19 protein-coding genes are annotated in these 23,233 nt (G+C 67.5%); 14 read left to right on the forward strand and 5 right to left on the reverse strand.

Translation table 11 applies throughout. The features are described from left to right. The first annotated feature begins 12 nt into the window (after positions 1-12). From gloA to ACW7G3_RS08195, 4 genes are all read left to right on the forward strand, one after another. Entirely contained in the window at positions 13-546 is a 534-nt protein-coding gene (gene gloA / locus ACW7G3_RS08180; RefSeq protein WP_456982214.1) for a lactoylglutathione lyase, read from the forward strand. A gap of 537 nt (positions 547-1,083) precedes the next feature. After that, on the forward strand, positions 1,084-3,669 hold the full coding sequence (clpB, locus tag ACW7G3_RS08185) for an ATP-dependent chaperone ClpB (RefSeq protein ID WP_456973617.1): 2,586 nt from the start codon (positions 1,084-1,086) through the stop codon (positions 3,667-3,669). Positions 3,670-3,781: 112 nt separating this feature from the next. Next, the gene (locus ACW7G3_RS08190; protein WP_456982216.1) at positions 3,782-5,071 is read left to right on the forward strand and encodes an O-acetylhomoserine aminocarboxypropyltransferase/cysteine synthase family protein; all 1,290 of its coding nucleotides are present in this window, start codon (positions 3,782-3,784) and stop codon (positions 5,069-5,071) included. Positions 5,072-5,181: 110 nt separating this feature from the next. Then, complete coding sequence (locus ACW7G3_RS08195) at positions 5,182-6,090, forward strand: TIGR01777 family oxidoreductase (RefSeq protein WP_456982218.1); 909 nt, start codon at positions 5,182-5,184, stop codon at positions 6,088-6,090. A 9-nt stretch (positions 6,091-6,099) separates the two neighbouring features. Here the strand turns inward: ACW7G3_RS08195 and ACW7G3_RS08200 are convergent, their stop codons facing one another. Together ACW7G3_RS08200 and ACW7G3_RS08205 are read right to left on the reverse strand one after the other, a co-directional pair. After that, positions 6,100-6,858, reverse strand: a complete 759-nt coding sequence (locus ACW7G3_RS08200; RefSeq protein WP_456982220.1) for an SIR2 family NAD-dependent protein deacylase — start codon at positions 6,856-6,858, stop codon at positions 6,100-6,102. A 14-nt stretch (positions 6,859-6,872) separates the two neighbouring features. Further along, positions 6,873-9,260, reverse strand: coding sequence for a TonB-dependent receptor plug domain-containing protein (locus ACW7G3_RS08205; protein WP_456982222.1), 2,388 nt, complete (start codon positions 9,258-9,260; stop codon positions 6,873-6,875). A gap of 161 nt (positions 9,261-9,421) precedes the next feature. On the opposite strand from ACW7G3_RS08205, the gene ACW7G3_RS08210 reads away from it, so the two are divergent. The 3 genes from ACW7G3_RS08210 to ACW7G3_RS08220 all read left to right on the forward strand — a co-directional run bounded on the left by ACW7G3_RS08210 (position 9,422) and on the right by ACW7G3_RS08220 (position 12,456). Beyond that, a complete protein-coding gene (locus tag ACW7G3_RS08210; protein ID WP_456982224.1) occupies positions 9,422-11,278 on the forward strand; it encodes an ABC-F family ATP-binding cassette domain-containing protein in 1,857 nt (618 codons plus the stop codon). Between the two features lie 43 nt (positions 11,279-11,321). After that, positions 11,322-12,014 carry a hypothetical protein gene (locus ACW7G3_RS08215; protein WP_456982226.1) on the forward strand — a complete coding sequence of 231 codons (693 nt, stop codon included), beginning with the start codon at positions 11,322-11,324 and terminating at the stop codon, positions 12,012-12,014. Between the two features lie 148 nt (positions 12,015-12,162). Beyond that, on the forward strand, positions 12,163-12,456 hold the full coding sequence (locus ACW7G3_RS08220) for an FmdB family zinc ribbon protein (protein ID WP_456973603.1): 294 nt from the start codon (positions 12,163-12,165) through the stop codon (positions 12,454-12,456). A 26-nt stretch (positions 12,457-12,482) separates the two neighbouring features. Here the strand turns inward: ACW7G3_RS08220 and ACW7G3_RS08225 are convergent, their stop codons facing one another. Further along, positions 12,483-13,715: an MFS transporter gene (locus tag ACW7G3_RS08225; RefSeq protein WP_456982410.1), complete on the reverse strand. Its 1,233-nt coding sequence runs from the start codon at positions 13,713-13,715 to the stop codon at positions 12,483-12,485. 145 nt (positions 13,716-13,860) lie between these two features. Here ACW7G3_RS08225 and aspS point away from each other — a divergent pair, with 145 nt between their 5' ends. The 3 genes from aspS to ACW7G3_RS08240 all read left to right on the forward strand — a co-directional run bounded on the left by aspS (position 13,861) and on the right by ACW7G3_RS08240 (position 17,056). Further along, a complete protein-coding gene (gene aspS / locus ACW7G3_RS08230; RefSeq protein ID WP_456982228.1) occupies positions 13,861-15,630 on the forward strand; it encodes an aspartate--tRNA ligase in 1,770 nt (589 codons plus the stop codon). After that, complete coding sequence (locus ACW7G3_RS08235; protein ID WP_456982230.1) at positions 15,614-16,153, forward strand: GNAT family N-acetyltransferase; 540 nt, start codon at positions 15,614-15,616, stop codon at positions 16,151-16,153. The genes aspS and ACW7G3_RS08235 overlap by 17 nt, the downstream gene beginning before the upstream one ends. 249 nt (positions 16,154-16,402) lie before the next feature. Then, complete coding sequence (locus tag ACW7G3_RS08240; protein WP_456973597.1) at positions 16,403-17,056, forward strand: esterase/lipase family protein; 654 nt, start codon at positions 16,403-16,405, stop codon at positions 17,054-17,056. A 74-nt stretch (positions 17,057-17,130) separates the two neighbouring features. Here ACW7G3_RS08240 and ACW7G3_RS08245 read toward each other — a convergent pair whose 3' ends face one another. Both ACW7G3_RS08245 and ACW7G3_RS08250 read right to left on the reverse strand, forming a co-directional pair. After that, complete coding sequence (locus tag ACW7G3_RS08245) at positions 17,131-17,262, reverse strand: putative transporter small subunit (protein ID WP_456973595.1); 132 nt, start codon at positions 17,260-17,262, stop codon at positions 17,131-17,133. Continuing rightward, entirely contained in the window at positions 17,259-18,965 is a 1,707-nt protein-coding gene (locus ACW7G3_RS08250) for a sodium:solute symporter family protein (RefSeq protein ID WP_456982232.1), read from the reverse strand. Before ACW7G3_RS08250 ends, ACW7G3_RS08245 begins: the two co-directional genes overlap by 4 nt. A 403-nt stretch (positions 18,966-19,368) precedes the next feature. Here ACW7G3_RS08250 and ACW7G3_RS08255 point away from each other — a divergent pair, with 403 nt between their 5' ends. The 4 genes from ACW7G3_RS08255 to ACW7G3_RS08270 are packed head-to-tail and all read left to right on the forward strand — an operon-like array spanning position 19,369 to position 23,213. Beyond that, positions 19,369-20,109, forward strand: coding sequence for a YebC/PmpR family DNA-binding transcriptional regulator (locus ACW7G3_RS08255; protein ID WP_456973592.1), 741 nt, complete (start codon positions 19,369-19,371; stop codon positions 20,107-20,109). 20 nt (positions 20,110-20,129) lie between these two features. Continuing rightward, positions 20,130-20,651, forward strand: a complete 522-nt coding sequence (ruvC, locus tag ACW7G3_RS08260; RefSeq protein WP_456973745.1) for a crossover junction endodeoxyribonuclease RuvC — start codon at positions 20,130-20,132, stop codon at positions 20,649-20,651. 32 nt (positions 20,652-20,683) lie between these two features. After that, positions 20,684-21,274, forward strand: a complete 591-nt coding sequence (gene ruvA / locus ACW7G3_RS08265) for a Holliday junction branch migration protein RuvA (protein WP_456973590.1) — start codon at positions 20,684-20,686, stop codon at positions 21,272-21,274. Between the two features lie 28 nt (positions 21,275-21,302). After that, the gene (locus ACW7G3_RS08270; protein WP_456982233.1) at positions 21,303-23,213 is read left to right on the forward strand and encodes a potassium transporter Kup; all 1,911 of its coding nucleotides are present in this window, start codon (positions 21,303-21,305) and stop codon (positions 23,211-23,213) included. Positions 23,214-23,233: the final 20 nt, after the last annotated feature.

Consider the following 23,233-nt stretch of genomic DNA (forward strand, 5'->3'; position numbering starts at 1 on the left):
CGGAGATGACAGATGTCCTCAGACTCCCTTGCCGCACTGGCCCAGGTGCCCGGCGTGGCCGAACGCGACCCCGCCACCCGCGATTTCCTTTTCAACCACACCATGCTGCGGATCAAGGATCCGCGCGCATCGCTGGACTTCTATACCCGCGTGCTGGGCTTCACCCTGGTGCGCAAGAACGACTTTCCCGAAGCCAAGTTCAGCCTCTACTTCCTGGCGCTGGTCGATGACCCGTCTGTGATCCCTGAAGACGATGCCGCCCGCAAGGAATGGGTGGCGCGCCAGCGCGGCGTGCTGGAGCTGACCCACAACCACGGCACCGAGGAGCAGGACGGCCCGGTGTACCACGACGGCAACAGCGACCCGCGTGGCTTCGGCCACATCTGCATCACGGTGCCGGACGTAGTGGCGGCCTGCGAGCGGTTCGAGAAGCTGGGCGTGGATTTCCAGAAGCGCCTGACCGACGGCCGCATGCGCGAGCTGGCCTTCCTCAGGGATCCGGACGGCTACTGGGTGGAGATCATCCAGCCGACGCCGCTGGGGTGATGGGTGCGGTCGGGGCTGCTTCGATGGGCATCGCCCTGACCTGAGAGGTCCCGCCGTGCCGGGTCTTTTGCGCTCCATGGACCTACGGTCCGACCTGAGGGGCCCCGCCGCGACCGGGAGGCCTTTGCGCTCCATGTCCCCCGGCCTCCGCCTGCGGCGAAGGCCTCCTCCTTTACTTACGCGCAAAGGCCTCCCGGCCACGGCGGGGCTTGGCTCCGGGAAGGTTGTCTTCCGGGCCCCGGCTTGCCGCTCGGGACCGGGGTTTTTGTAGGAGCACGCCATGCGCGCGAAGCCGCCTGAATCCCGGAGCGGCGGGTGGGGGTGCCCTTCAGTCGTAAGTAAAGGAGGAGGTGGCGGCCGCAGGCCGACGCCGGGGGACATGGAGACTGAAGGGCACCCCCACCCGACCCCCGGCGTGGTATCAGAACCGCTCATTTTCTGACGAGGGCTCCGTAGAACCCTTGATTCACAACGCTGAAGCCCGCATCTGGACATCATTGCCGGGACATACCGGCCTGACTTTCAGAGGACAGTCCGATGCGGATGGACAAGCTCACCACGCGTTTCCAGCAGGCCCTGGCCGACGCCCAGTCGCTGGCCGTGGGCCGCGACCACAACCTGATCGAACCGGCCCACCTGCTGGCCGCCCTGATCGACCAGCAGGGCGGCGGCACCCGGCCGCTGCTGTCGCAGGCCGGCGTCAACGTGCCCCTGCTGCGTGAGCGGCTCGGCGAAATCCTCGATCGCCTGCCCACCGTCTCCGGCCAGGCCGGTAGCGTTGCCGTCGGCAACGACCTTGGTCGCCTGCTCAACGTCACCGACAAGCTGGCCCAGCAGCGCGGCGATGCCTACATCGCCTCGGAGCTGTTCCTGCTGGCCGCGCTGGAAGACGGTGGAGACAGCGGACGCGCGCTGAAGGATGCCGGCGGCAACCGCCAGGCGCTGGAGGCCGCGATCGACAAGGTCCGCGGCGGCGAAAGCGTGCAGGACGAGAACGCCGAGGAGTCGCGCCAGGCGCTGGAGAAGTACACGATCGACCTCACCGCCCGCGCCGAGAGCGGCAAGCTCGACCCGGTGATCGGCCGCGACGAGGAGATCCGCCGCACCATCCAGGTGCTGCAGCGCCGGACCAAGAACAACCCGGTGCTGATCGGCGAACCGGGCGTTGGCAAGACCGCGATCGCGGAGGGACTGGCCCAGCGCATCGTCAACAACGAGGTGCCCGAAGGCCTGCGCGGCAAGCGCGTGCTCTCGCTCGACATGGGCGCGCTGATTGCCGGGGCCAAGTTCCGCGGCGAGTTCGAGGAGCGCCTGAAGGGCGTGCTCAACGACCTGGCCAAGAACGAGGGCCGGATCATCCTGTTCATCGACGAGCTGCATACCGTGGTCGGCGCCGGCAAGGCCGAAGGTTCGATGGATGCCGGCAACATGCTCAAGCCGGCCCTGGCGCGCGGCGAGCTGCACTGCATCGGCGCGACCACGCTCGACGAATACCGCAAGTACATCGAGAAGGACGCGGCGCTGGAGCGCCGCTTCCAGAAGGTGTTCGTCGGGGAGCCGACGGTGGAGGACACCATCGCCATCCTGCGCGGGCTGAAGGAGCGTTACGCCGTGCACCACGGGGTGGAGATCACCGACCCGGCGGTGGTGGCCGCGGCCACCCTCAGCCACCGCTACATCGCCGACCGCAAGCTGCCCGACAAGGCCATCGACCTGATGGACGAGGCAGCCAGCCGGATCCGCATGGAGATCGATTCCAAGCCCGAGGAGCTGGACCGCCGCGAACGGCGCCTGATCCAGTTCAAGATCGAGCGCGAGGCGCTGAAGAAGGAAAAGGACGCCGAGTCCAAACAGCGGCTTTCCGATCTTGAAGCCGAGATCGAAGTGCTGGAGCGCGAATACAACGACCTGGAAGAAGTGTGGAAGGCCGAGAAGGCCACCGTGCAGGGCGCGACGAAGATCAAGGAGAAGATCGAGCAGGCTCGGCTGGAGCTGGAGACCGCCCAGCGCGCCCAGGACTACGCCAGGATGAGCGAGATCCAGTACGGCCGCCTGCCGGAGCTGGAGAAGCAGCTCAAGGCCGCGCAGGAGGCCGAGACCACCGGCTTCACCCTGCTGCAGGAGAAGGTGACCGCTGAAGAGATTGCCGAGGTGGTCGCGCGCTGGACCGGGATTCCGGTCAGCAAGATGCTTGAGGGCGAGCGCGACAAGCTGCTGCGCATGGAAGAGGTGTTGCACGAGCGCGTGGTGGGCCAGGACGAGGCCATCACCGCGGTGTCCGATTCCGTGCGCCGCGCGCGGGCCGGACTGTCGGATCCAGATCGTCCCTCGGGCTCGTTCCTGTTCCTGGGTCCGACCGGCGTGGGCAAGACCGAGCTGTGCAAGGCCCTGGCCGGCTTCCTGTTCGACAGCGAAGAGGCCATGGTGCGCATCGACATGAGCGAGTTCATGGAGAAGCACGCCGTCAGCCGCCTTGTTGGCGCGCCCCCGGGCTACGTTGGCTATGAGGAGGGCGGGTACCTGACCGAGGCCGTGCGCCGGCGCCCGTACAGCGTGATCCTGCTCGACGAGGTCGAGAAGGCGCACCCGGATGTGTTCAACATCCTGCTGCAGGTGCTCGATGATGGCCGCCTGACCGACGGCCAGGGCCGCACGGTGGACTTCCGCAACACCGTCATCGTGATGACCTCCAACCTGGGCTCGCAGATGATCCAGGAGCTGGACGGCGACGGCTCTCCCCAGGCCTACACCCAGATGAAGGCTTCGGTGATGGGCGTGGTGCAGGCGCATTTCCGCCCCGAATTCATCAACAGGCTCGACGACATCGTGGTCTTCCACCCGTTGGACAAGGCGCAGATCAAGTCGATTGCCCGGATCCAGATGGCCGGACTGGAGAAGCGGTTGGCCGAACGCGGACTGCGGATCTCGGTATCCGATGCGGCCTTCGAGCTGCTGGGCAACGTCGGCTTTGATCCGGTGTACGGCGCCCGGCCGCTCAAGCGAGCGATCCAGCAGCAGCTGGAGAACCCGCTGGCGTCCTTGATCCTGGCGGGTGACTTCGTCAACGGCGACCTGATCCGGGTCGAGGCGGAAGCCGGCGCGCTGGCTTTCAGCAAGGGCTGAGGCCGCCGGAAGGCGATCGTTCCACGGGCGACAACGCTGATTTCCTTTCCGGGCGCCACTTTGGCGCCCGGCTTGGTTAGCGTGGCTGTCCACAGCCCGTTCGAGCCACGCAATGACCTCCTCCGACTGGAAGCCTGAAACCATCGCCGTCCACGGCGGCTACACCCCGGATCCGACCACCCGCTCGGTGGCGGTGCCGATCTACCAGACCGTGGCCTACGCCTTCGACAACACCCAGCACGGGGCCGACCTGTTTGACCTCAAGGTGCCGGGCAACATCTACACCCGCATCATGAACCCGACCACCGACGTGCTCGAGCAGCGGGTGGCGGCGCTGGAAGGCGGCGTGGGCGCACTGGCGCTGGCCTCGGGGCAGGCCGCGATCACCTACGCGATCCAGACCATCGCCGGGGTGGGCGACAACATCGTCTCGGCCAGCGCGCTGTACGGCGGCACCTACAACCTGTTCGCGCACACCTTTCCGCAGTACGGAATCGAGACGCGGTTTGCCGATTACCGCGATCCTGCCGCCTTCGACCGCCTGATCGACGACAAGACCAAGGCGGTGTTCGTCGAATCGATCGGCAACCCGCTGGGCAACGTGACCGATATCGAAGCGGTGGCGAAGGCGGCCCACGCCCGTGGCGTGCCGCTGATCGTCGACAACACCGTGCCCACGCCGTACCTGCTGCGGCCGATCGATTTCGGTGCCGATATCGTGGTCCATTCGCTGACCAAGTACCTGGGCGGCCACGGCAACAGCCTGGGCGGCGCGATCGTCGACTCCGGCCGATTTCCCTGGGCCGAGCACAAGGACCGCTTCCCGCAGCTCAACACGCCCGATCCCAGCTACCACGGCGTGGTCTATACCGAGGCGCTGGGGCCGGCGGCCTACATCGGCCGCGCCCGGGTGGTGCCGCTGCGCAATACCGGGGCGGCGCTGTCGCCTTTCAACGCCTTCCTGATCCTGCAGGGCATCGAGACCCTGCCGCTGCGCATGGACCGGATCAATGCCAATACCCTGGCCATCGCCAGCCACCTGCAGCGGCACCCGAAGGTCTCGTGGGTGAACTATGCCGGCCTGCCGGATCATCCCGAGCATGCCTTGGCGCAGAAGTACCTGCGGGGTGGTGCGGCCTCGGGGCTGTTCACCTTCGGCCTGCCGGGCGGGCGCGAGGCGGGGGCGAGGTTCCTCGACGCGCTGCAGCTGTTCACCCGGCTGGTGAACATCGGCGATACGCGTTCGCTGGCCACTCACCCGGCTTCCACCACCCACCGCCAGCTCTCCCCGGAGGAACTGGAGAAGGCAGGGGTCAGCGAGGACACGGTGCGCCTGTGCATCGGGATCGAGCACGTGGACGACCTGCTGGCCGATGTCGAGCAGGCGCTGGCGCAGGCCTGAACCCCAGTCGTGGTCGGTAGCCGGATACAGGGAGGATTGACGAGGGCTTGATCCGCGAAGCTGCAGGCTGGCGACTTTGCCCACCGCCAATGGTGGGTCAAGGCAGTGCGATGCGGATTCTGATCACCGGTGGCAGCGGGTTTCTCGGGCGGGCGCTCAGCGAGCGGCTGCAGCGGGACGGCGCCCGGGTCGCCTGGGCGTCGCGCGACCCCTCACGCAGGGCGCCGGACGGGATCGAGGTGCTTGGCTACGAGGGACTGTCGCCGTCGCAGTATTTTGATGCGGTGGTCAACCTTGCCGGAGCGGGCATTGCCGACCGGCGCTGGAGCGATCGTCGCCGGCAGCTGCTGTTTGACAGCCGGCTGGAGCCCACCCGCACCCTTATGCAGTGGATGCGCCGCTGCGAGCGGCGCCCCAAGGTGCTTCTGAGCGGCTCGGCAGTGGGCTGGTACGGCGCCCAGGGCGGCGATACCCAACTGACCGAGGACAGTGGTGCCCACGAGGATTTCCCCCACACCCTGTGTCAGGTCTGGGAAGAGGCGGCCATGCAGGCCGTGCCGCTGGGAGTGCCGGTGTTGCTGCTGCGCACCGGGGTGGTGCTGGATCCCGCTGGCGGGATGCTGCGGCGCCTGCTGCCTTCATTCCGCCTGGGTCTGGGCGGGCGGTTGGGCAGCGGCGCCCAGGTGCTGAGCTGGATCGCCCTGGCCGACTGGGCGGAGACCGTGCGGATCCTGCTGCGACGGCACGTGGGCGGCGCCGGGGATGCTCCGGTGGGCCCGGTCAACCTGACCTCGCCCGAGCCGGCCAGCAATGCGGAATTTACCCACGCGCTGGGGAGCGCGCTGGGGCGGCCAACGGCTTTTACCGTGCCCACGCCGCTGCTGAAATTGGCGCTGGGCAAGATGTCGACCCTGCTGCTCGACGGCCAGCGGGTCATCCCGCAGCGGCTGCAGCAGGCCGGTTTCCAGTTCCGGCACCCGCGGTTGCTGCCTTATCTGCAATCCGCGCTGCAGTCCTGAATCCGTACCTCAGGCGATCAGGTCGCGGGCGCCAACCTGCGGGGCGTTGGCAAAGCGTTCAAGCAGTTGGCCCACGCCCGCACTGGCCGGCAGTCGCCAGCTTGCGTCCACCCGACTGGAAAGTGGGGTGGGCTGCGGGTTGATCTCCAATACTGGGGTGCCGTCTTCGATCGCGGCCAGCGGCAGGGCAGCCGCTGGATACACCAGTGCAGAGGTGCCGATCACCAGCAGCAGGTCGCAGGCTGATACCGCTTCCATGGCGGCCTGCCATGGGGTTTCCGGCAAACCTTCGCCAAACCAGACCACGCCTGGTCGCAGCCGTTCGCCGCATGGGATGCAGGCGGGCGGATCTTCGCGCCCGCCATCCGCCGGGACGGTGTGCAGCCGCTCGCGCAAGGGCTCGCTGGCCGGCGCCGCGCCGCAGTCAATGCAGCGCGAGGCGAACAGGCTGCCGTGCAGATGCAGCACGCGGCGGGAGCCGCCGCGCTCGTGCAGGTCGTCCACGTTCTGGGTGATAACGGTGACGTCGTGGCCCAGCTGTTCCAGCCGGGCCAGTCCCAGGTGGCCGTCGTTGGGCTGCGCGCGCAGCACCGAGGCGGCGCGCCAGCGGTACCAGCCCCAGACCAGGGCGGGGTCGTCGTTGAACGCCCCGGGCGTTGCCAGCTGCTGCGGATCGAACCGCGCCCACAGCCCCGCTTGGGCATCGCGGAACGTGCTGATGCCGCTCTCCGCGGACATCCCCGCTCCGCTCAGGACCGCAATCCGCATGCCCCTGCGTCCCGCTACCAGCGGTAACCGGCGCGCACGTACGCGAACGCGCCGTTGAAGCCGAACGGCGACGCCGAGTTGTACGGGAACTGGCCGTTGGTCGAATTGCCGAAGATGTTCTCGTCCGGGTACTGGTTGAACACGTTGTCCCCGCCCACGGTGAAACTCCAGCCGTCCAGGTGCCAGGTTGCCGCCACATCGACCAGCCACTTGGCCCCGTAGGTCTGGTCGTTGGCTGAAGCGTTGGGCGTGGTCTGGAAGCTGCCGTAGCGGGTGGTGCCGGCGGTGAAGGACCAGTCGCCGGTGTTCCACACCCCGGTCAGCAGCAGCTTGTCACGCGGGAAGCCGCGCTCGATCCGGCCGCGCTCGGCCCGGTCGATGCGCTCCAGGTTCAGCCCGCCGCTTTCCAGCTCCGGCGGGTTGTCCGCGATGCGGGTGATCTCGGTCTTGGAGTAGTTGTAGCCCGCGGTCAGGTCGAAGGTGCCGGAGGCCAGGTCCCAGCGATAGCTGCCCACCACGTCGATGCCGCGGGTGCGGGTGTCGATGGCGTTGGTGAAGTAGCGGCCGCCGGTGACCCCGAAGATCCCGCGGTCCTCCAGGAAGTCGCGGATGTTGCCGGTCAGGTTGGCCGACAGCACGATCCGGTCATCCACTTCGACCTGGTAGGCGTCCACCGTCACGTAGAGCGCATCCACCGGCTGCAGGACCAGGCCCATGCTCAGCGACATCGACTCCTCCGGCCGCAGCGGCTCCGCACCCAGCGCCTGGGCGATGGCGCTGCCGGCCGGGAAGGTGCGGATTTCGAACGGATCGGCAAAGCCGGCGATGAAGGTGGTGCTGGTGGTCTGGAAGTTCTGCTGCGACAGCGATGGCGCGCGGAAGCCCGACGCCACCGTGCCGCGCATGGCCACCGCGTCCGTGAACGCAAAGCGGGCCGAGAGCTTGCCGGAGGTCTGGCTGCCGAAGTCGCTGTAGTCCTCGTACCGCACCGCCGCGCCGGCCGAGAACTGCTCGGTGAAGTCCGCTTCAAGATCCGCGTACACCGCGTGGCTGTCACGCTTGTGGTGACCGGCATCGGTGGGCCGGTAGCCGGGGAAGCCCTGCGCGCCGGAGGCCACCGGTGGCGGCAGCGCTCCCTGGCGCCAGGAGTCCGGCTCGCCGGGCGACTGGTTCCACTTTTCTTCGCGGTACTCGGCGCCAAGCGCCAGGTTCACCGGGTACGCCAGGCCCCAGTCCAGCGCGCGGCTCACGTCCAGGTTGAAGATGTTCTGGGTGGTTTCCAGCGCACCTGCGTAAAAGTCCGTCGGCGAGGCCGGGCCGAGGCTTGCGTTGACCGTGTTGCGGGTGAAGAACTCCAGGTGGTTGAAGCCCCAGTTGTAGCTCAGGTCCCAGTTCCAGCCGCCGCCTGCGCCGCGCACCCCGGCCACCATCGAGCGGTCGTCGGCGATGTTGTTGATCTGCGGCACGAAGCCGTCCGGGTGGACCTGCGGCACGTTCTGGTTGGGGTTGCCCGGCGCGCGGAAGAACGCGAACGAGGTGATGTCGCGCTCACTGGCCATGCCGAAGCCGTACAGCGTCGCCGAGTCGCCCAGCGGCATCTCGGCGTTGAACGACAGGCCCCAGTGCTCAACTTCAGGGTCGCCGTAGATGAAGCGCTTCTCGCCCAGCTGCGCGTTGTTGCCGCCGGGCGATGTGCCCGCGTAGGGGCGGGCGCGGTTGGTGGGGTCCTGTTCGCCGAACTGGGCAGCCAGGTGCAGGAAACCGTCCTGGCCCAGGGGCATGCCGTGGTCGCCGGACAGGTTCCACTGCGCCCCGTCGCCGGCCGAGTACTGGCCGTAACGCGCATCGATTCCCCCGCCGCTGGCACCACTGCCCTTGAGGACCACGTTGATCACGCCGGCGATCGCGTCCGATCCGTACTGGGCCGAGGCGCCGTCGCGCAGCACCTCCACGCGCTCGATCGCCGCGATCGGGATCGCATTGAGGTCCACCGGTGACGAGCCGCGGCCCTGGGTGCCGTTGACGTTGATCAGCGCGGTGGTGTGGCGGCGCTTGCCGTTCACCAGCACCAGCACCTGGTCGGGGGCCAGCCCGCGCAGCTGCGCCGGGCGGATCGCGCTGGTGCCATCGGTGACCGCCGGGCGCGGGAAGTTCAGCGACGGCAGGGCGCGCGACAGCGCCGTGGCCAGCTCGGTGGTGCCGGTAGCCTGCAATGTCTCCGGGGTGATGATGTCGATCGGCGAGGTGGACTCGGCCACCGTGCGGTCGGTCACCCGGGTGCCGGTGACGATCAGCGTGTCCAGGGTGGAGGTGCGTTCGGCAGGCGTTTCGCTGTCCTGGGCCAGGGCCGCGGGGGCGACCAGGGCCAGGGCGAGGGCGGCGGCAAGCGTGGTGTGCTGCATCGGTGATCTCCCAATCCGGTGGGTATGCGCGGCAGTGCCGCAGGGGTTCCCTGTTGTGGTTGCTTAGCATGCGGGCGGCGCGGCGGCAATGGTGTCGCGGGCCTGACCACGGGTGGCGGCGACGCGCCGGTCGCCGCGTCCGGACCTTTACAATCGGCCCCATGATCTCTTTCAGAAACTTTGCCCTGCGTCGCGGGGAGCGCCTGCTGTTGTCCGGAGTGGACCTGGCCATGCACGCCGGATGGCGCCTGGGCGTGGTCGGCCGCAACGGAACCGGCAAATCATCGCTGTTCGCCGCCATCCGCGGCGAGGTCGAGCCGGACCTTGGCGACCTGGACCTGCCGTCGCGGTTGCGCATCGCCAGCGTGGCCCAGGAAACGCCCTCGCTGCCCGATCCCGCGATCTCCTTCGTGCTGTCGGGCGATGTTGAAGTGGCCGCCGCGCTGCAGGCCGAGGCCGACGCCGTGGCTGCCGAGGACTGGGACGCCGTGGCCGCCGCGCACCAGCGCCTGGCCGAGCTCAACGGCTACGACGCCGAAGCGCGTGCGGGCCGGCTGTTGCACGGCCTCGGGTTCTCGGCTGACACCCATCACCGTCCGGTCAGCTCGTTTTCCGGTGGCTGGCGGGTGCGGCTGAATCTTGCCCGCGCGCTGATGATGCCCAGCGACCTGCTGCTGCTCGACGAGCCCACCAACCACCTGGACCTGGACGCGGTGCTGTGGCTTGAACAGTGGCTGCTCAAGTACCAGGGCACGCTGCTGCTGATCAGCCATGACCGCGAGTTCCTGGACGGCGTGTCCACCCACACCCTGCACCTGCATGACGGCAAGGCTAAGCTGTATGTGGGCGACTACACCGCCTTCGAGCGCCAGCGTGCCGAACACCTGCGCCAGCAGCAGATCGCACACAACAAGGAGCAGGCCGAACGCGCCCATCTGCAGAAATTCATCGACCGCTTCCGCGCCCAGGCCAGCAAGGCGCGCCAGGCCCAGAGCCGGATGAAGCGGCTGGCCAAGCTGGCCGGTACCGAGGCGGTCCGCGCCGAGCGCGGGTTCCACATTGAATTCCCCCAGCCGGCGAAGCTGCCGCACGCGCTGCTGCGGATCAATGATGGCGTGTGCGGCTACAGCGAAGATGCGCGCATTCTGGAAAACGTTGGCTTCGGGCTGGAGGCGGGCGACCGGATCGGCCTGCTGGGTCCCAACGGCGCCGGCAAATCCACCCTGGTCAAATCTCTGGTGGGCGAATTGCCGCTGCTGGAAGGAGAGCGCGCGGCGCACCCGGACTTGAGGATCGGCTACTTCGCCCAGCACACGGTGGAATCGCTGGTGGCCGGCACCTCGCCGATGGATCACCTGCGTGAGCTGTCGCCGGATGCGTCCAGCCAGGCGTTCCGGGATTTCCTGGGGAAATGGTTCTTCCCCGGTGACCGTGCGTTTGAAAGCATTGACGGCTTTTCCGGCGGAGAGCGGGCGCGATTGGCGCTGGCGCTGATCGCCTGGAAGCAGCCCAACGTGCTGCTGCTGGATGAGCCCACCAACCATCTGGACCTGGACATGCGCGAGGCGCTGGCCGAGGCGCTGAGTGACTTCGAAGGCGCGATTGTGCTGGTCTCGCACGACCGGCACCTGATCGGCCTGGTCAGCGACAGCTTCTGGCGGGTATCGCACGGGGAGGTCAAGCCGTTCGAGGGTGACCTGGATGAGTACGCGATATGGCTGCGTGCCCGGCAGGGGGAAACGCGCGGGGAAAGCGGGAAGAAATCCAGTGCCCAGTCCGTCCCCGAGCCGGCCAAGCCGGCGGCTCCCGCGCGCAAGGTCAATCCGCACAGGCTGCAGGAGGCCGAGCGTGAGGTCGGTGAGCTTGAGGCAGCGCTGGGCAGGATCGACGCGGCGCTGGCCGACCCTGCCCATCATTCCGATGCCGGGCGCATGACCGAACTCGGCGGAGAGAGGGAGGCTGTTGCCCAGCGGCTGTCGGTGGCCGAGGAGCGCTGGCTGGAGCTGCTGGAAGACTGAGCTGCGGTTTGCGCGCTGCGACGGCGGAGGTTACCGTGCGCGGATGAACAAGCTCACTCTTCCCGTATCGATCGCATTTGCCGTTGCCCTGGCAGCATGCGCACCTTCCACCGAGCCGGCAGCCGATGCCGTGGATCCGCAGGCAGAAGCCGCCGCGGCCGCAGCCGCAGCTGCCGCCCAGGATGTGTCCATCCCGGCCGACGAGTTCCTCATCCGTCTGGCCGAGCACTGCGGACAGGCGTTCGCCGGCCGCGTCCTCACCAACGATCCCGCTTCGCCCGAGCCCGACGCATTCGACGGCCAGGACCTGGTGATGCACGTGCGCGGCTGCGACGACCCGACCCGCGAACTGCAGGTGCCCTTCCACGTGGGCGACAACCATTCGCGTACCTGGCTGCTGACCCGTACCGACGATGGCCTGCGCCTCAAGCACGACCACCGCCTGGAAGACGGCAGCGACGATCCGGTCACCATGTACGGCGGCGACACCGTGGGCCCCGGCACCTCCCAGCGGCAGGAGTTCCCGATCGACCGGGAGTCGATCGACCTGTTCACGCGCGAGGGCCTGGATGTCTCCATCACCAACGTGTGGGCGATGGAAATCGAGCCCGGCCAGCGCTTCCTCTACGAGCTGTCGCGTCCGGTGAGCGATGCGAATCCGGAAGGCCGCCTGTTCCAGGTCGAGTTCGACCTCACCCAGCCGGTGGAAGCCCCGCCCACGCCCTGGGGCTACTGAGCCTTTCAGCTTCATCTGACAAGCGCGGCGGCTCCCCGGGGGCCGCCGCTTTTCTTTGTGCCCGGTGCAGGGGCTTGAAACCGGCGTCTCCGGCCCCATCCCATGTCCGGGTTTTCACTTTCACACTTGCCAGTTCGAGTCCGTTGCCATGCCGATCTATGGTTTTGAGTGCACTGCCTGTGGTCATCAGTTCGATCGCCTGCAGAAAATGTCCGATCCCGATCCGGACAGCTGCCCGTCCTGCGCCAAGGGCGCGATCAAGCGGCAGGTGACCGCGCCGTCGTTCCGGCTGGCCGGCAGCGGCTGGTACGAGACCGATTTCAAGAAGGAAGGAGAAGGCAGGCGCAATCTGGCTGGTTCAGGCGAAGGTGCAAGCTCCACTGCGGCCGAGCCGGCCGCCAAGCCTGCGAAGAGCGAACCAGCCGCCAACCCGTCGAGCTGAGCGCCACGGCCCTCGGGCCAGGTCGGTCAGCGGTTTTCTTCCACTGCCGCTTCCGCGTCCCCTTCCACCTCCGGCAGCAGCTCGATCGCCGACGGGGTGGTGCGCAGCATCAGGTGGAACTCGGACGGGGTGTCGTTCTCGCGCGGGCGGAACACCCTGCGCGCGCCGGCTACCAGGGCGGCCAGTGTCAGCGTGGCCGCATAGAAAGCGGGCAGTGCCTCTGCACCCCAGCGGGTCATGGCCAATCCGGCCAGCGCCGGTCCGATCGCCGATCCCACGCCGTTGAGCAGCAGCAGGCTGCTGCCTGCGGCCAGGGTTTTATCCGGCGTCAGGTGGTCAAGCAGGTGGGCCATGCAGATCGGATAGATCGCAAACGCCAGCCCGCCGAAGATGAAGGCCAGCGTGTACAGCGGCCATCCCGACTGGCCGACCGGCAGCATCATGCCCAACGCCGCGACGGCGGCCAACACGCACACCAATGCCAGGGTGGTGCGCCGGTCGGTGCCATCCGTCAGGCGGCCGATCGGCCACTGCAGGGCGGCTCCGCCGAGAATGGTTGCGCTCACCAGCAGGGCCACGCCGCTCAGTTCCAAGCCCAGACGGGTGGCGAATACCGCACCAAGGCCCCAGAAGCTGCCCACTGCCAGGCCGGCCAGAAGGGCGCCCAGCGTGGCCGCGGGCGCCACCTTGAACAGCTTGCTCAACGCCAGCCTGGGAACCTCGGGCAGCTCCGGCTGCACCATGCGGCTGGCGGTGACCGGCAGCGCGGCCATGCAGATCAGGATGGCCACCAGGTTGAACAGCACGAACCCGGCCGTTGAGGCCAGCCCGATCAGCCACTGGCCGGCCGCCAGGGCCAGCAGGTTCACCGCCATGTAGACCGCGAATACCTGGCTGCGCTGCTCCGGCGGCGCCTGCACGTTGAGCCAGCTCTCGATCACCGTGTACAGGCCCACCAGGGCGATTCCGGTGCCCAGGCGCAGCAGTCCCCAGGCCCAGGGCGAGACGAAGATCGGATGCAGCAGCACCATGGCCGCGCACAGGCCGGCGTAGAACGCGAAGGCGCGGATGTGGCCGGTCCGCTGGATCAGCCCGGGCGCGACGTAGGTGCCCAGGAAAAAGCCGGCGAAATAGGCCGACATCACCAGGCCAAGGGTCTGCTCGCTGTAGCCTTCCAGGCCGCCGCGCACTGCAATCAGGGTGCTGAGCAGGCCGCTGCCCATCAGCAACAGGGCCACGCCCGTGAGCAATGCGGCCAGCGATTTGACGGTGGCGATCGGGCTCCGGGAGGGGGCGGACGGGGGCGGGGCGGGGCGCGTGTCGATGGCCACATTCTAAACCTTGCCCCCAACCAGCTAAAATATCGGGCTTTCCGCGCCCCTGCGCGGGCTGTCCGGAGTTTGCATGCGTACCCACTTTTGCGGCCTGATCGACGAGTCCCTGATCGGCCAGACCGTCACCCTCTGCGGCTGGGCCGACGTGGCCCGCGATCTTGGCGGTCTGTGCTTCATCGATCTGCGCGACCATCACGGCATCGTGCAGGTGGTGGCCGAGCCGTCGGATACCGCCGGCAACGCCGAGGTGATCGCCACTGCGGCCGGCGTGGGATACGAGGACTGCCTGCGCGTCACCGGTACCGTGCGGCGCCGTGAATCGGTGAACCCGAAGATCCGCACCGGTCAGGTGGAACTGGTGGCCACCGCGATCGAGGTGCTGAACAAGGCCGAGCCGCTGCCGTTCCACCACCACGAGAATCCCGGCGAGGACATCCGCCTCAAGTACCGTTATCTGGACCTGCGCCATCCCGAGATGCAGCGCCGCATGCGTATCCGCACGAAGCTGGTGAGCGCGCTGCGCCACTGGCTGGATGCGCGCGACTTCCAGGATATCGAAACCCCCATCCTGACCCGGGCCACGCCCGAGGGCGCGCGCGACTTCCTGGTACCGGCGCGCCAGCACCCGGGCGAGTTCTACGCGCTGCCGCAGAGCCCGCAGCTGTTCAAGCAGATCCTGATGATGTCCGGCTTCGACCGCTACTACCAGATCGCGCGCTGCTTCCGCGACGAAGCCCTGCGCGCCGACCGCCAGCTGGAGTTCACCCAGTTGGACATGGAGTTCGCCTGGGTCGATGAGAGCCACGTGCAGGGCACGGTGGAAACGATGATTCGTGAGGTGTTCGGCGAAGTGGCGGGCGTGGAGCTGGCCGATCCGTTCCCGCGCATGACCTGGGCCGAGGCGATGCGCCGCTACGGTTCGGACAAGCCCGACCTGCGCAACCCGCTGGAACTGGTGGACGTGGCCGATCTGGTCAAGGGCAGCGGTTTCAAGGTGTTTGCCGATGTGGCCGGCACCGACGGCAGTCGCGTGTGTGCGCTGCGGATCCCCGGCGGCGCGGCGCTGTCGCGCAAGCAGATCGATGGTTACGCCGCGCACGCGGCCAAGTTCGGCGCCAAGGGCCTGGCCTACGTGAAGGTAGGCGAGGACGGAGCCGTGTCGTCCCCGATCCAGAAGTTCTTTGACGAGGCGCAGTTCAGCGCGCTGCTGGCCCACGTGGGCGCGGGCAACGGTGACATGGTGTTCTTCGGCGCCGGTGACTATCCGGTGGTCAGCGCCTTCATGGGCGCGGTGCGGCTCAAGGCTGGCGTCGAATTCGACCTGGTCGAGAAGGGTTGGAAGCCGCTGTGGGTGGTGGATTTCCCGATGTTCGAGTGGGACGAAGACGCGGGGCGTTACGTGGCCCTGCACCATCCGTTCACCGCGCCGGCAATTGACGATGCCTCGGTCCTGCGCGAACAGGCCGGCACGGCGGTGTCCCGGGCATATGACCTGGTGCTCAACGGCAACGAGATCGGTGGCGGCTCGGTGCGCATCCACCGTCCGGCGATGCAGAAGGCGGTGTTCGAACTGCTGGGCATTGGCGCCGAGGAAGCACAGGCCAAATTCGGCTTCCTGCTGGACGCACTGAAGTATGGCGCTCCCCCGCACGCCGGCATCGCCTTCGGTATCGACCGCATGGCCGCGCTGCTGGCCGGCACCGAATCGATCCGCGACGTGATCGCCTTCCCCAAGACCACCGGCGCGCAGTGCCTGATGACCGATGCACCGTCGCCAATCGACGATCAGCAGCTGGTGGAGCTGCACATCCAGGTGCGGCCCGATGCAAGTGGGAGCTGATCGCCTGGAGGCGGTGCTGCGACGGGCGACGGGCGACGACGCGCAGGCGCTGTCTTCGCTCGCCGCGCGGACTTTCAGCGAAACCTTCGGCCACCTTTACCGGCCGCAGGACCTGGGCGCATTTCTTGAAGACGCGTACTCGGTCGAGAAACAGCGGGTGATCCTGGCGCATCCGGACTACGCGGTGTGGCTGCTGGAAGCGGACGGCGAGGCGGTGGGGCACATGGCCGCCGGCCCGTGCGGATTGCCCCATCCGGAGGCATCGCGGGACCACGGTGAACTGAAGCGGCTGTACCTGCTGCCCGACTGGCAGGGGGGCGGCCACGGAGCGCGGATGATGGAAGCGGCAATGGCCTGGCTGCTGCGCGACGGACCGCGGACGCTGTGGATAGGCGCATGGTCGGAAAACCTGGGCGCACACCGCTTTTACGCGCGCTGGGGCTTTGAAAAGGTCGGCGAATACCTGTTCGAAGTCGGCGAGGCCCGCGATCTCGAGTTCATCCTCCGCCGCCCGCCCCTGTAGGAGCGCGCCACGCGCGCGAAGCCGCGTGACACCTGTTTCCCGGCGAATGTCCCGGCTAGAAGGGGCGTCCGGACTCCTGCCCGCGAACCAGCGGGACACCCCTTGGCGGGACACGCCGTAAACCCGTCCATGGGGGCTTGCCCGCGCCGTCCATGGCGCGGACAGTCCCGCCAAGGGGTGCCCAGCTGGTCCCTCAAGGTTGTCGGTGATTTGCCAGAAGCATCGCCAGGCCTCCGATAAGATCCCCCCATGTCCGCACCCTCTCCTGTCGATTCCATCCGTCGCGTCATCCTGCTCCACGGCATCTGGATGACGCGGTCCACCATGTGGCCGCTGGCCCGACGGCTGCGGGCCCAGGGTTTCGCTCCGGAGCTCCTCGGCTACCGCAGCGTCACCGACGGCACCGATAACGCGGCCAGCCGGCTGCTGGAAAGTCTGCACGCAGGCGGTCCAGCCCATGTGGTCGGGCACAGCCTTGGCGGCCTGATCGCGCTGCATGCTTTGCAAAAAGATCCCGCAGTAACGGTCGGTCGAATTGTGTGTCTGGGCTCTCCGCTGTGCGGGAGCGGAGCAGCGGCGGGGCTGGCCCGACACCGCTTCTCACATGTCTGGTTCGGTCGCAGCAAGCGGGTCCTGCTGGACGGCTGTTTAGCCTGGCCGGAAGGCATTGAGGTGGGGATGATCGCCGGCAGCGCGCCCTACGGGCTTGGTCGCTTCTTCGGCGGCTTCGATGGCGAACACGACGGCACCGTGGCGGTGGAGGAGACCCGCAGCCCGGCGCTGGCGGATCACCTGGTAGTCCATGCCAGTCACTTAGGCATGCTGCTCTCGAACGAGGTGGCTGCGCAGACCGCGCAGTTCCTCGGCGCCGGATTTTTTGATCACGGCAAGCCTTCCCCGTAGCGTTTCACGCGGGCTACGGGCGGTGCCCCGCTTCCGGGGATCGGGACAAGCGTTCCGATCCCCGGCGTTGCGGGTTACACCATGCGGGTGCCTTTCTTGCGGGCGGCGCGGATATCACGCACCAGTGCCACGCACAGTACGATCATGACCAGCACGGCCAAGGCGGGCCAGACGAGGATGTAGAAGGAAAGCAGGGGGATGCTCATGCGCGGACTCCTGATTCAAGTTCATTGTCGGCCGGTTCGCGAACCTTGTCGGCCGGGCTCTTGTCAAAGGCGGTCAGCTGGAAGTTGCGTACCCGCTGGTCCAGCAGGGAGAAATCGAAGCGGTCCTGGTTGCGCAGGCTCAGCACGGTGCAGACGATGGCGCTGGCACCGTAGGACACCAGGGCGCTCATCAGCGGGATGTACTCACGCAGCGCGCCGAATACGATCGTCGACAGGCCAATGATGGTGGCGCTGCCCACGAAGAAGGCGACGCGCCTGCCGAAGAATCCAAAGGCCATCAGCCCGGTCACCACGCCGGCACCCACCAGGGCAACGCCCTCAAGCAGGTAGCCGGTCATGCCGTCCAGCGGGACCAGCTCGAACCGGGTCAGACAGAACAGGGTCACTGCAACCGCCACCGACCAGGTAAACGCCCGGTTGTTCACCCGATCCCAGTAGAAGCTGGTGATCACCGGGAACACGATCGCCCCCCACAGCGCGCCCACGAACACCAGCACGATGAGAATATCCAGACGCAGGCTGGCGAAGATGATTCCGATCACGGTGGCCACGATCATGGTGAGGCGTCCGATCAGCAGCATCAGCTTGGGGTCCGGGCGCTTGCGGGCCAGGTTCTTGCCGTAAAGGTCGGTCATCACGATGGCTGACAGCGCGGACAGGTCCGAGTCGGCGGTGGAAGACAGCGAGCCCACCACCAGGATGAAGAACAGGCCGATCGCGAACGGCGGCAGGTACTGCGAGGCCATCTGCGGGATCAGGTTGTTGCTGTCGCCATCAAGCGGGGTGATACCGGCAAACAGTGCCAGCATGCCCAGCATGCCCAGGCCGATCACCACCGCGCCGTAGCCGACGGTGGCCATCATGAAGGTGGGCTTGATCAGGTCCTGGCGTACGGCGAACAGCCGCTGGGCGATGGTCTGGTTGCCGATCGCATATGCAAGCACCGCCACCAGATAGGGTGCGCCCTGTTCCAGGAAGGCCGTGCCGGAGAAGAAGCTCGCCTGTTCGGAGGTCAAGTGCACCATGCCCTCCTGCAGCAGTGAGCTGCCACCGGCATTGAAGTACACCATCGGGATCAGCACGGCGGCGGCCACGACCATCGCCACCAGCTGGGCGAAGTCGGTCATCACCGAAGCGCGAAAGCCGGACCACAGGGTGTAGGCCAGCACGCCGGCGCCGGCGATCAGCACGCCGTGGATGAAGGATAGGGGCGAGAGCACTGCCACCAGCGCGCCGGCGGCGCTGAAGTTCACCATCAGGCTGATGCAGCTGCCCACGATATTGGACACCGCCATCACCATCTGGCTGGAGGTGCCGTGGCGGGCATGCAGGATCTCCGCCAGCGTGTGGGCATCAGGGGCCACTTCACGGAAGCGGCGGCCGAAGGGGTAGATGAAGAGGATCATCAGCGCGCCCCACAGGCCGTAGTGGATCGGCCCGGAAATACCGTAGCGGTAGCCGGAGGTGGCGCTGGCGAAGAACGATGCGGCCCAGATCCAGGTGGCCATCATGCTGGCCGCGGCCATGCCGAAGCCGATGGCGCTGTTGGAGACCATGTACGCGTCGACGTTCTCATTCTTGCGGATGATCGTCAGCGACATGAGGAAGGTGAGGGCGTAGAAGCCGATCAGTAGCAGCAGGGCGGTACCGGAGCTGAGCTGGTGGATTCCTGTTTGTTCCATACGTTGGTGGACGGTCCTTTGGCGGGACGTCAGGCGCGGGCGGCAGACAACACAACAGTCGCCCGTGCGGGATGCATCCGCCGGGTTGGGGGCCATTTGGGGCCAGGTGAAAACAGCCGGATTTGCTGCGTCACGCGGCATGCTGATGTGCCGGGGGCAGGGCGGCTGCTGCCGCCAGAGGCGCTGCGAAAGAAAAGCTGGGAAACAAGCGCAAACAAAAAAAGCCGGACGCAGCGGCTTGGGCGTTCGCGTGGCATGCGCAATTCAATGCGCAGGGAAGGTCCGCGAAGCGCCGGTCATTATAGCAGATGCCGGTCTGGCGGGCCCGCCGCTGCGCGCCCCGCAGGCGTGGTGCCTATAATCCGGGGCATCCCTTCACGTTTTTTTCCGGACCACAAGCAAGATGGCAGGACATTCCAAGTGGGCGAACATCCAGCACCGCAAGAACGCGCAGGACGCCAAGCGGGGCAAGATTTTCACCAAGCTGATCCGCGAGATTTCGGTGGCGGCGCGCATCGGCGGCGGTGACACCGCCTCCAACCCGCGCCTGCGCACCGCGGTGGACAAGGCCCTGGCGGCCAACATGACCCGCGACTCCGTCGAGCGCGCGATCAAGAAGGCCACCGGCGAGCTGGAGGGCGTGAACTACGAAGAGATCCGCTACGAGGGCTACGCCCCGGGCGGGGTTGCGGTGATCGTGGACTGCCTGACCGACAACAAGGTCCGCACCGTGGCTGATGTGCGCCACGCCTTCAGCAAGTTTGGCGGCAATCTTGGCACCGATGGCTCGGTGGCCTTCATGTTCCGCAAGCTCGGCGTGCTGAGCTTTGCGCCCGGATCGGACGAGGACAAGGTGACCGAGGCTGCGATCGAGGCCGGCGCCGATGACATCGTCACCTATCCCGAAGATGGCTCGATCGACGTGCTTACCGATCCGGACACCTTTGCCGAGGTGCGCGACGCCATGATCGCAGCCGGGGCGGAGCCGGCCGAGGCCGAGGTCACCTGGCGCGGCGACACCGACGTGGCCGTGGATGGCGAAACCGGCCAGCAGGTGGTCAAGCTGCTGGACTGGCTGGAAGACATCGACGACGTGCAGGCGGTGTATTCGAACGCCGACCTGGGCGAGGACGCCTACGCCTGATGGCGGCGCCCAAGCCCGACATGACCCGCATCCTCGGCATCGACCCCGGCTCCCAGCGCACCGGCGTGGGCATCATTGATGTCGATCCCGGCGGGCGGATGACCCACGTTTTCAGCGGTCCGGTGGTCCTGCTGTCGGCGCCCGACTTCCCGGGGCGGCTGCGGCTGCTGCTGGACGGTCTGGGCGGGCTGATCGATGAGCACCGGCCCGATGAGGTGGTGATCGAGCAGGTATTCATGGCCCGCAATCCGGATTCGGCGCTGAAGCTGGGTCAGGCCCGTGGGGCGGCGATCTGCGCCGCGGTGCTGCGCGACCTGCCGGTGCACGAATACGCGGCCACCGAAATCAAGCTGGCGGTGGTGGGCCGCGGCGGGGCCGAGAAAGGGCAGGTCCAGCACATGGTCGGGATCCTGCTGAACCTGCATGGCAAGCTGCAGGCCGACGCGGCCGATGCGCTGGCCGCCGCCATCACCCACGCACACGTGCGGGCCAGCGCCCGCCGCCTGGGCGTGGGAACGCGCCAGGCCTGGGCGCGCAAGTAATGGAGGCGCGAGTAAATGGAGATTGAGGGGACATGATCGGACGGTTGAAAGGCATCCTCATCCACAAGCAGCCGCCGTGGCTGGTGGTGGACGTGGGCGGGGTGGGCTACGAGCTGGAAGCGCCCATGAGCACGTTCTACGAACTGCCTGAGCTGGGCCGCGAAGTGGCGCTGTCCACCCACTACGCGCACAAGGACGACACTGTGTCCCTGTACGGCTTCCTGACCGAGGCCGAGCGGCGCATGTTCCGCGATGTGCAGAGGGTCAGCGGGATCGGGGCGAAGATCGCCCTGGCAATCCTCTCCGGGGCGTCGGTGGGCGAATTCGCCCTGATGGTGCAGGCCGGCGACATCACCGCGCTGTGCCGCATTCCCGGAATCGGCAAGAAGACCGCCGAGCGCATCGTGGTGGAACTGCGCGACCGCGCAGCGGACATGATCAGCGCAGCGCCTGCGGCGGTGTCCGGCGGGGTACCGGCTGACCCCATGGCCGAGGCCATCGTGGCCCTGCAGCAGCTGGGCTACCGTCCGGCCGAGGCGCAGAAGATGGCTCGGGCCGCTGGCGCCGAAGGCGACGGTGCGGAAGCCATCATCCGCAAGGCGCTACAGTCCGCACTGCGCTGACGCTCCCACCCGCGTCCAGGACACCCGCATGGCCGCACCACGCTCTGCCCGCGACACTACGGATGGGCACCACCGGATAGGCCTGTTCGGTCTGACCGTGGGCGCGCTGGGCGTGGTGTTCGGAGATATCGGCACCAGCCCGCTGTACGCGATCCGCGAGGCGTTTTCCCCGCACTACGGCCTGGTGGCCAACCACGACACCGTGCTCGGCCTGCTGTCGCTGGTGTTCTGGTCACTGGTGCTGGTGGTCACGGTGAAATACGTGAGCATCATTACCCGCGCCGACAACGACGGCGAGGGCGGGATCATGGCGCTGATGGCGCTGGCCCAGCGCAGCCTGCCGGCGGACTCGCGTGCGGCATGGCTGGTTGGCATCTTCGGCGTCCTCGGCGCGGCCCTGTTCTTTGGCGATGGGGTGCTGACGCCAGCGGTATCGGTGCTGGCGGCGGTGGAAGGCCTGGAGGTTGCGGCGCCGCAGCTGAGCCATTGGGTGCTGCCGATCGCCGTGGCGGTGCTGGTGGCCCTGTTCGCCACCCAGCGTTATGGCACGCAGAAGGTGGGGCGGGTATTCGGCCCGGTCACCATTCTCTGGTTCCTGGTGCTTGCGACGCTGGGCGTAGCCAATATCCTGCACGAGCCGGAGGTGCTGAAGGCGGTGAACCCGACTTGGGCGGTGCGGTTTTTCATCGACCACTCCTGGGGCGGGATATTCATCCTGGGCGCGGTGGTACTGGCAGTCACCGGCGGCGAGGCGATCTATACCGACATGGGGCACTTCGGCGCCCGACCGGTCCGCATTGCCTGGTACGCCGTGGTGCTGCCGGCCCTGATGCTCAATTACCTCGGGCAGGGCGCGCTGGTGCTGGAGGATCCGGCGGCCGCGGCCAATCCGTTCTATTACGGCGTGCCCGAATGGGGGCGTTTTCCCATGATCGTGCTGGCCACGGCGGCGACGGTGATCGCCTCCCAGGCGGTGATCACCGGCGGCTATTCCATTGCCCGCCAGGCCATGCAGCTGGGCTATATCCCGCGCATGCAGGTGCGCCACACTTCGCGGGACGCCATCGGCCAGATCTACATCCCCGCGGTCAACTGGACCATGATGGTGGTGGTTATTGCGCTGGTGATCGGCTTTGGCAGCTCGTCGGCGCTGGCGGCGGCCTACGGGGTGTCGGTGTCGCTGACCATGCTGATCGACACCGTGCTGCTGGCCATCGTGGCCCATGCGCTGTGGCCGCAGGGCAGGCGCTGGGTACTTCCGCTGTGCGGGCTGTTCCTGGTGATGGACCTGGCCTTTGCCACCGCCAACCTGGCCAAGGTGCCGCAGGGCGGCTGGTTTCCGCTGCTGCTGGGATTGGTGCTGTTCACCCTGTTGCGTACCTGGCGCCGGGGCCGGCTGCTGCTGCGCGCGCGCATCCGCGAGCACGGCACGCCGCTGGATGAGTTCCTGCCGGGGCTGCTGCTGGCGCCGCCGCTGCGGGTGCCGGGCACCGCTGTGTTTTTGACCGCCGACCGCGGCGTGGTGCCACCGGCGCTGCTGAACAACCTCACCCACAACAAGGTGCTGCACGAGCGCAACGTGGCGCTGACTGTGGACACTCTGGCGGTGCCGTACGCGCCGCGCGGAAAGCGGCTGCAGGTCAAGGAGATCGGCGATGGATTCCACCGCGTGGTGGTGCGCTTCGGTTTCATGGAAACGCCCGACCTGCCGGTGGCGCTGATGGCCGCCAGCGATGAAGAGGACGGCTTCTGGTTTGATCCCATGGAGACCACCTGGTTCACCAGCCGCGAGACCGTGGTGCCTGGCGTACGCCACGGCATGGCCCTGTGGCGGGAGAAGCTGTTTTCCACCATGCACCGCAATGCGGCGCCGGCCTCGGCCTATTTCCATATCCCCGGCGACCGCCTGGTGGAGCTGGGGACACCGGTGGAAATCTGAAGTGCGCCCCGGCCGGTGGC

It is taken from the genome of Luteimonas sp. A478, assembly GCF_054052025.1.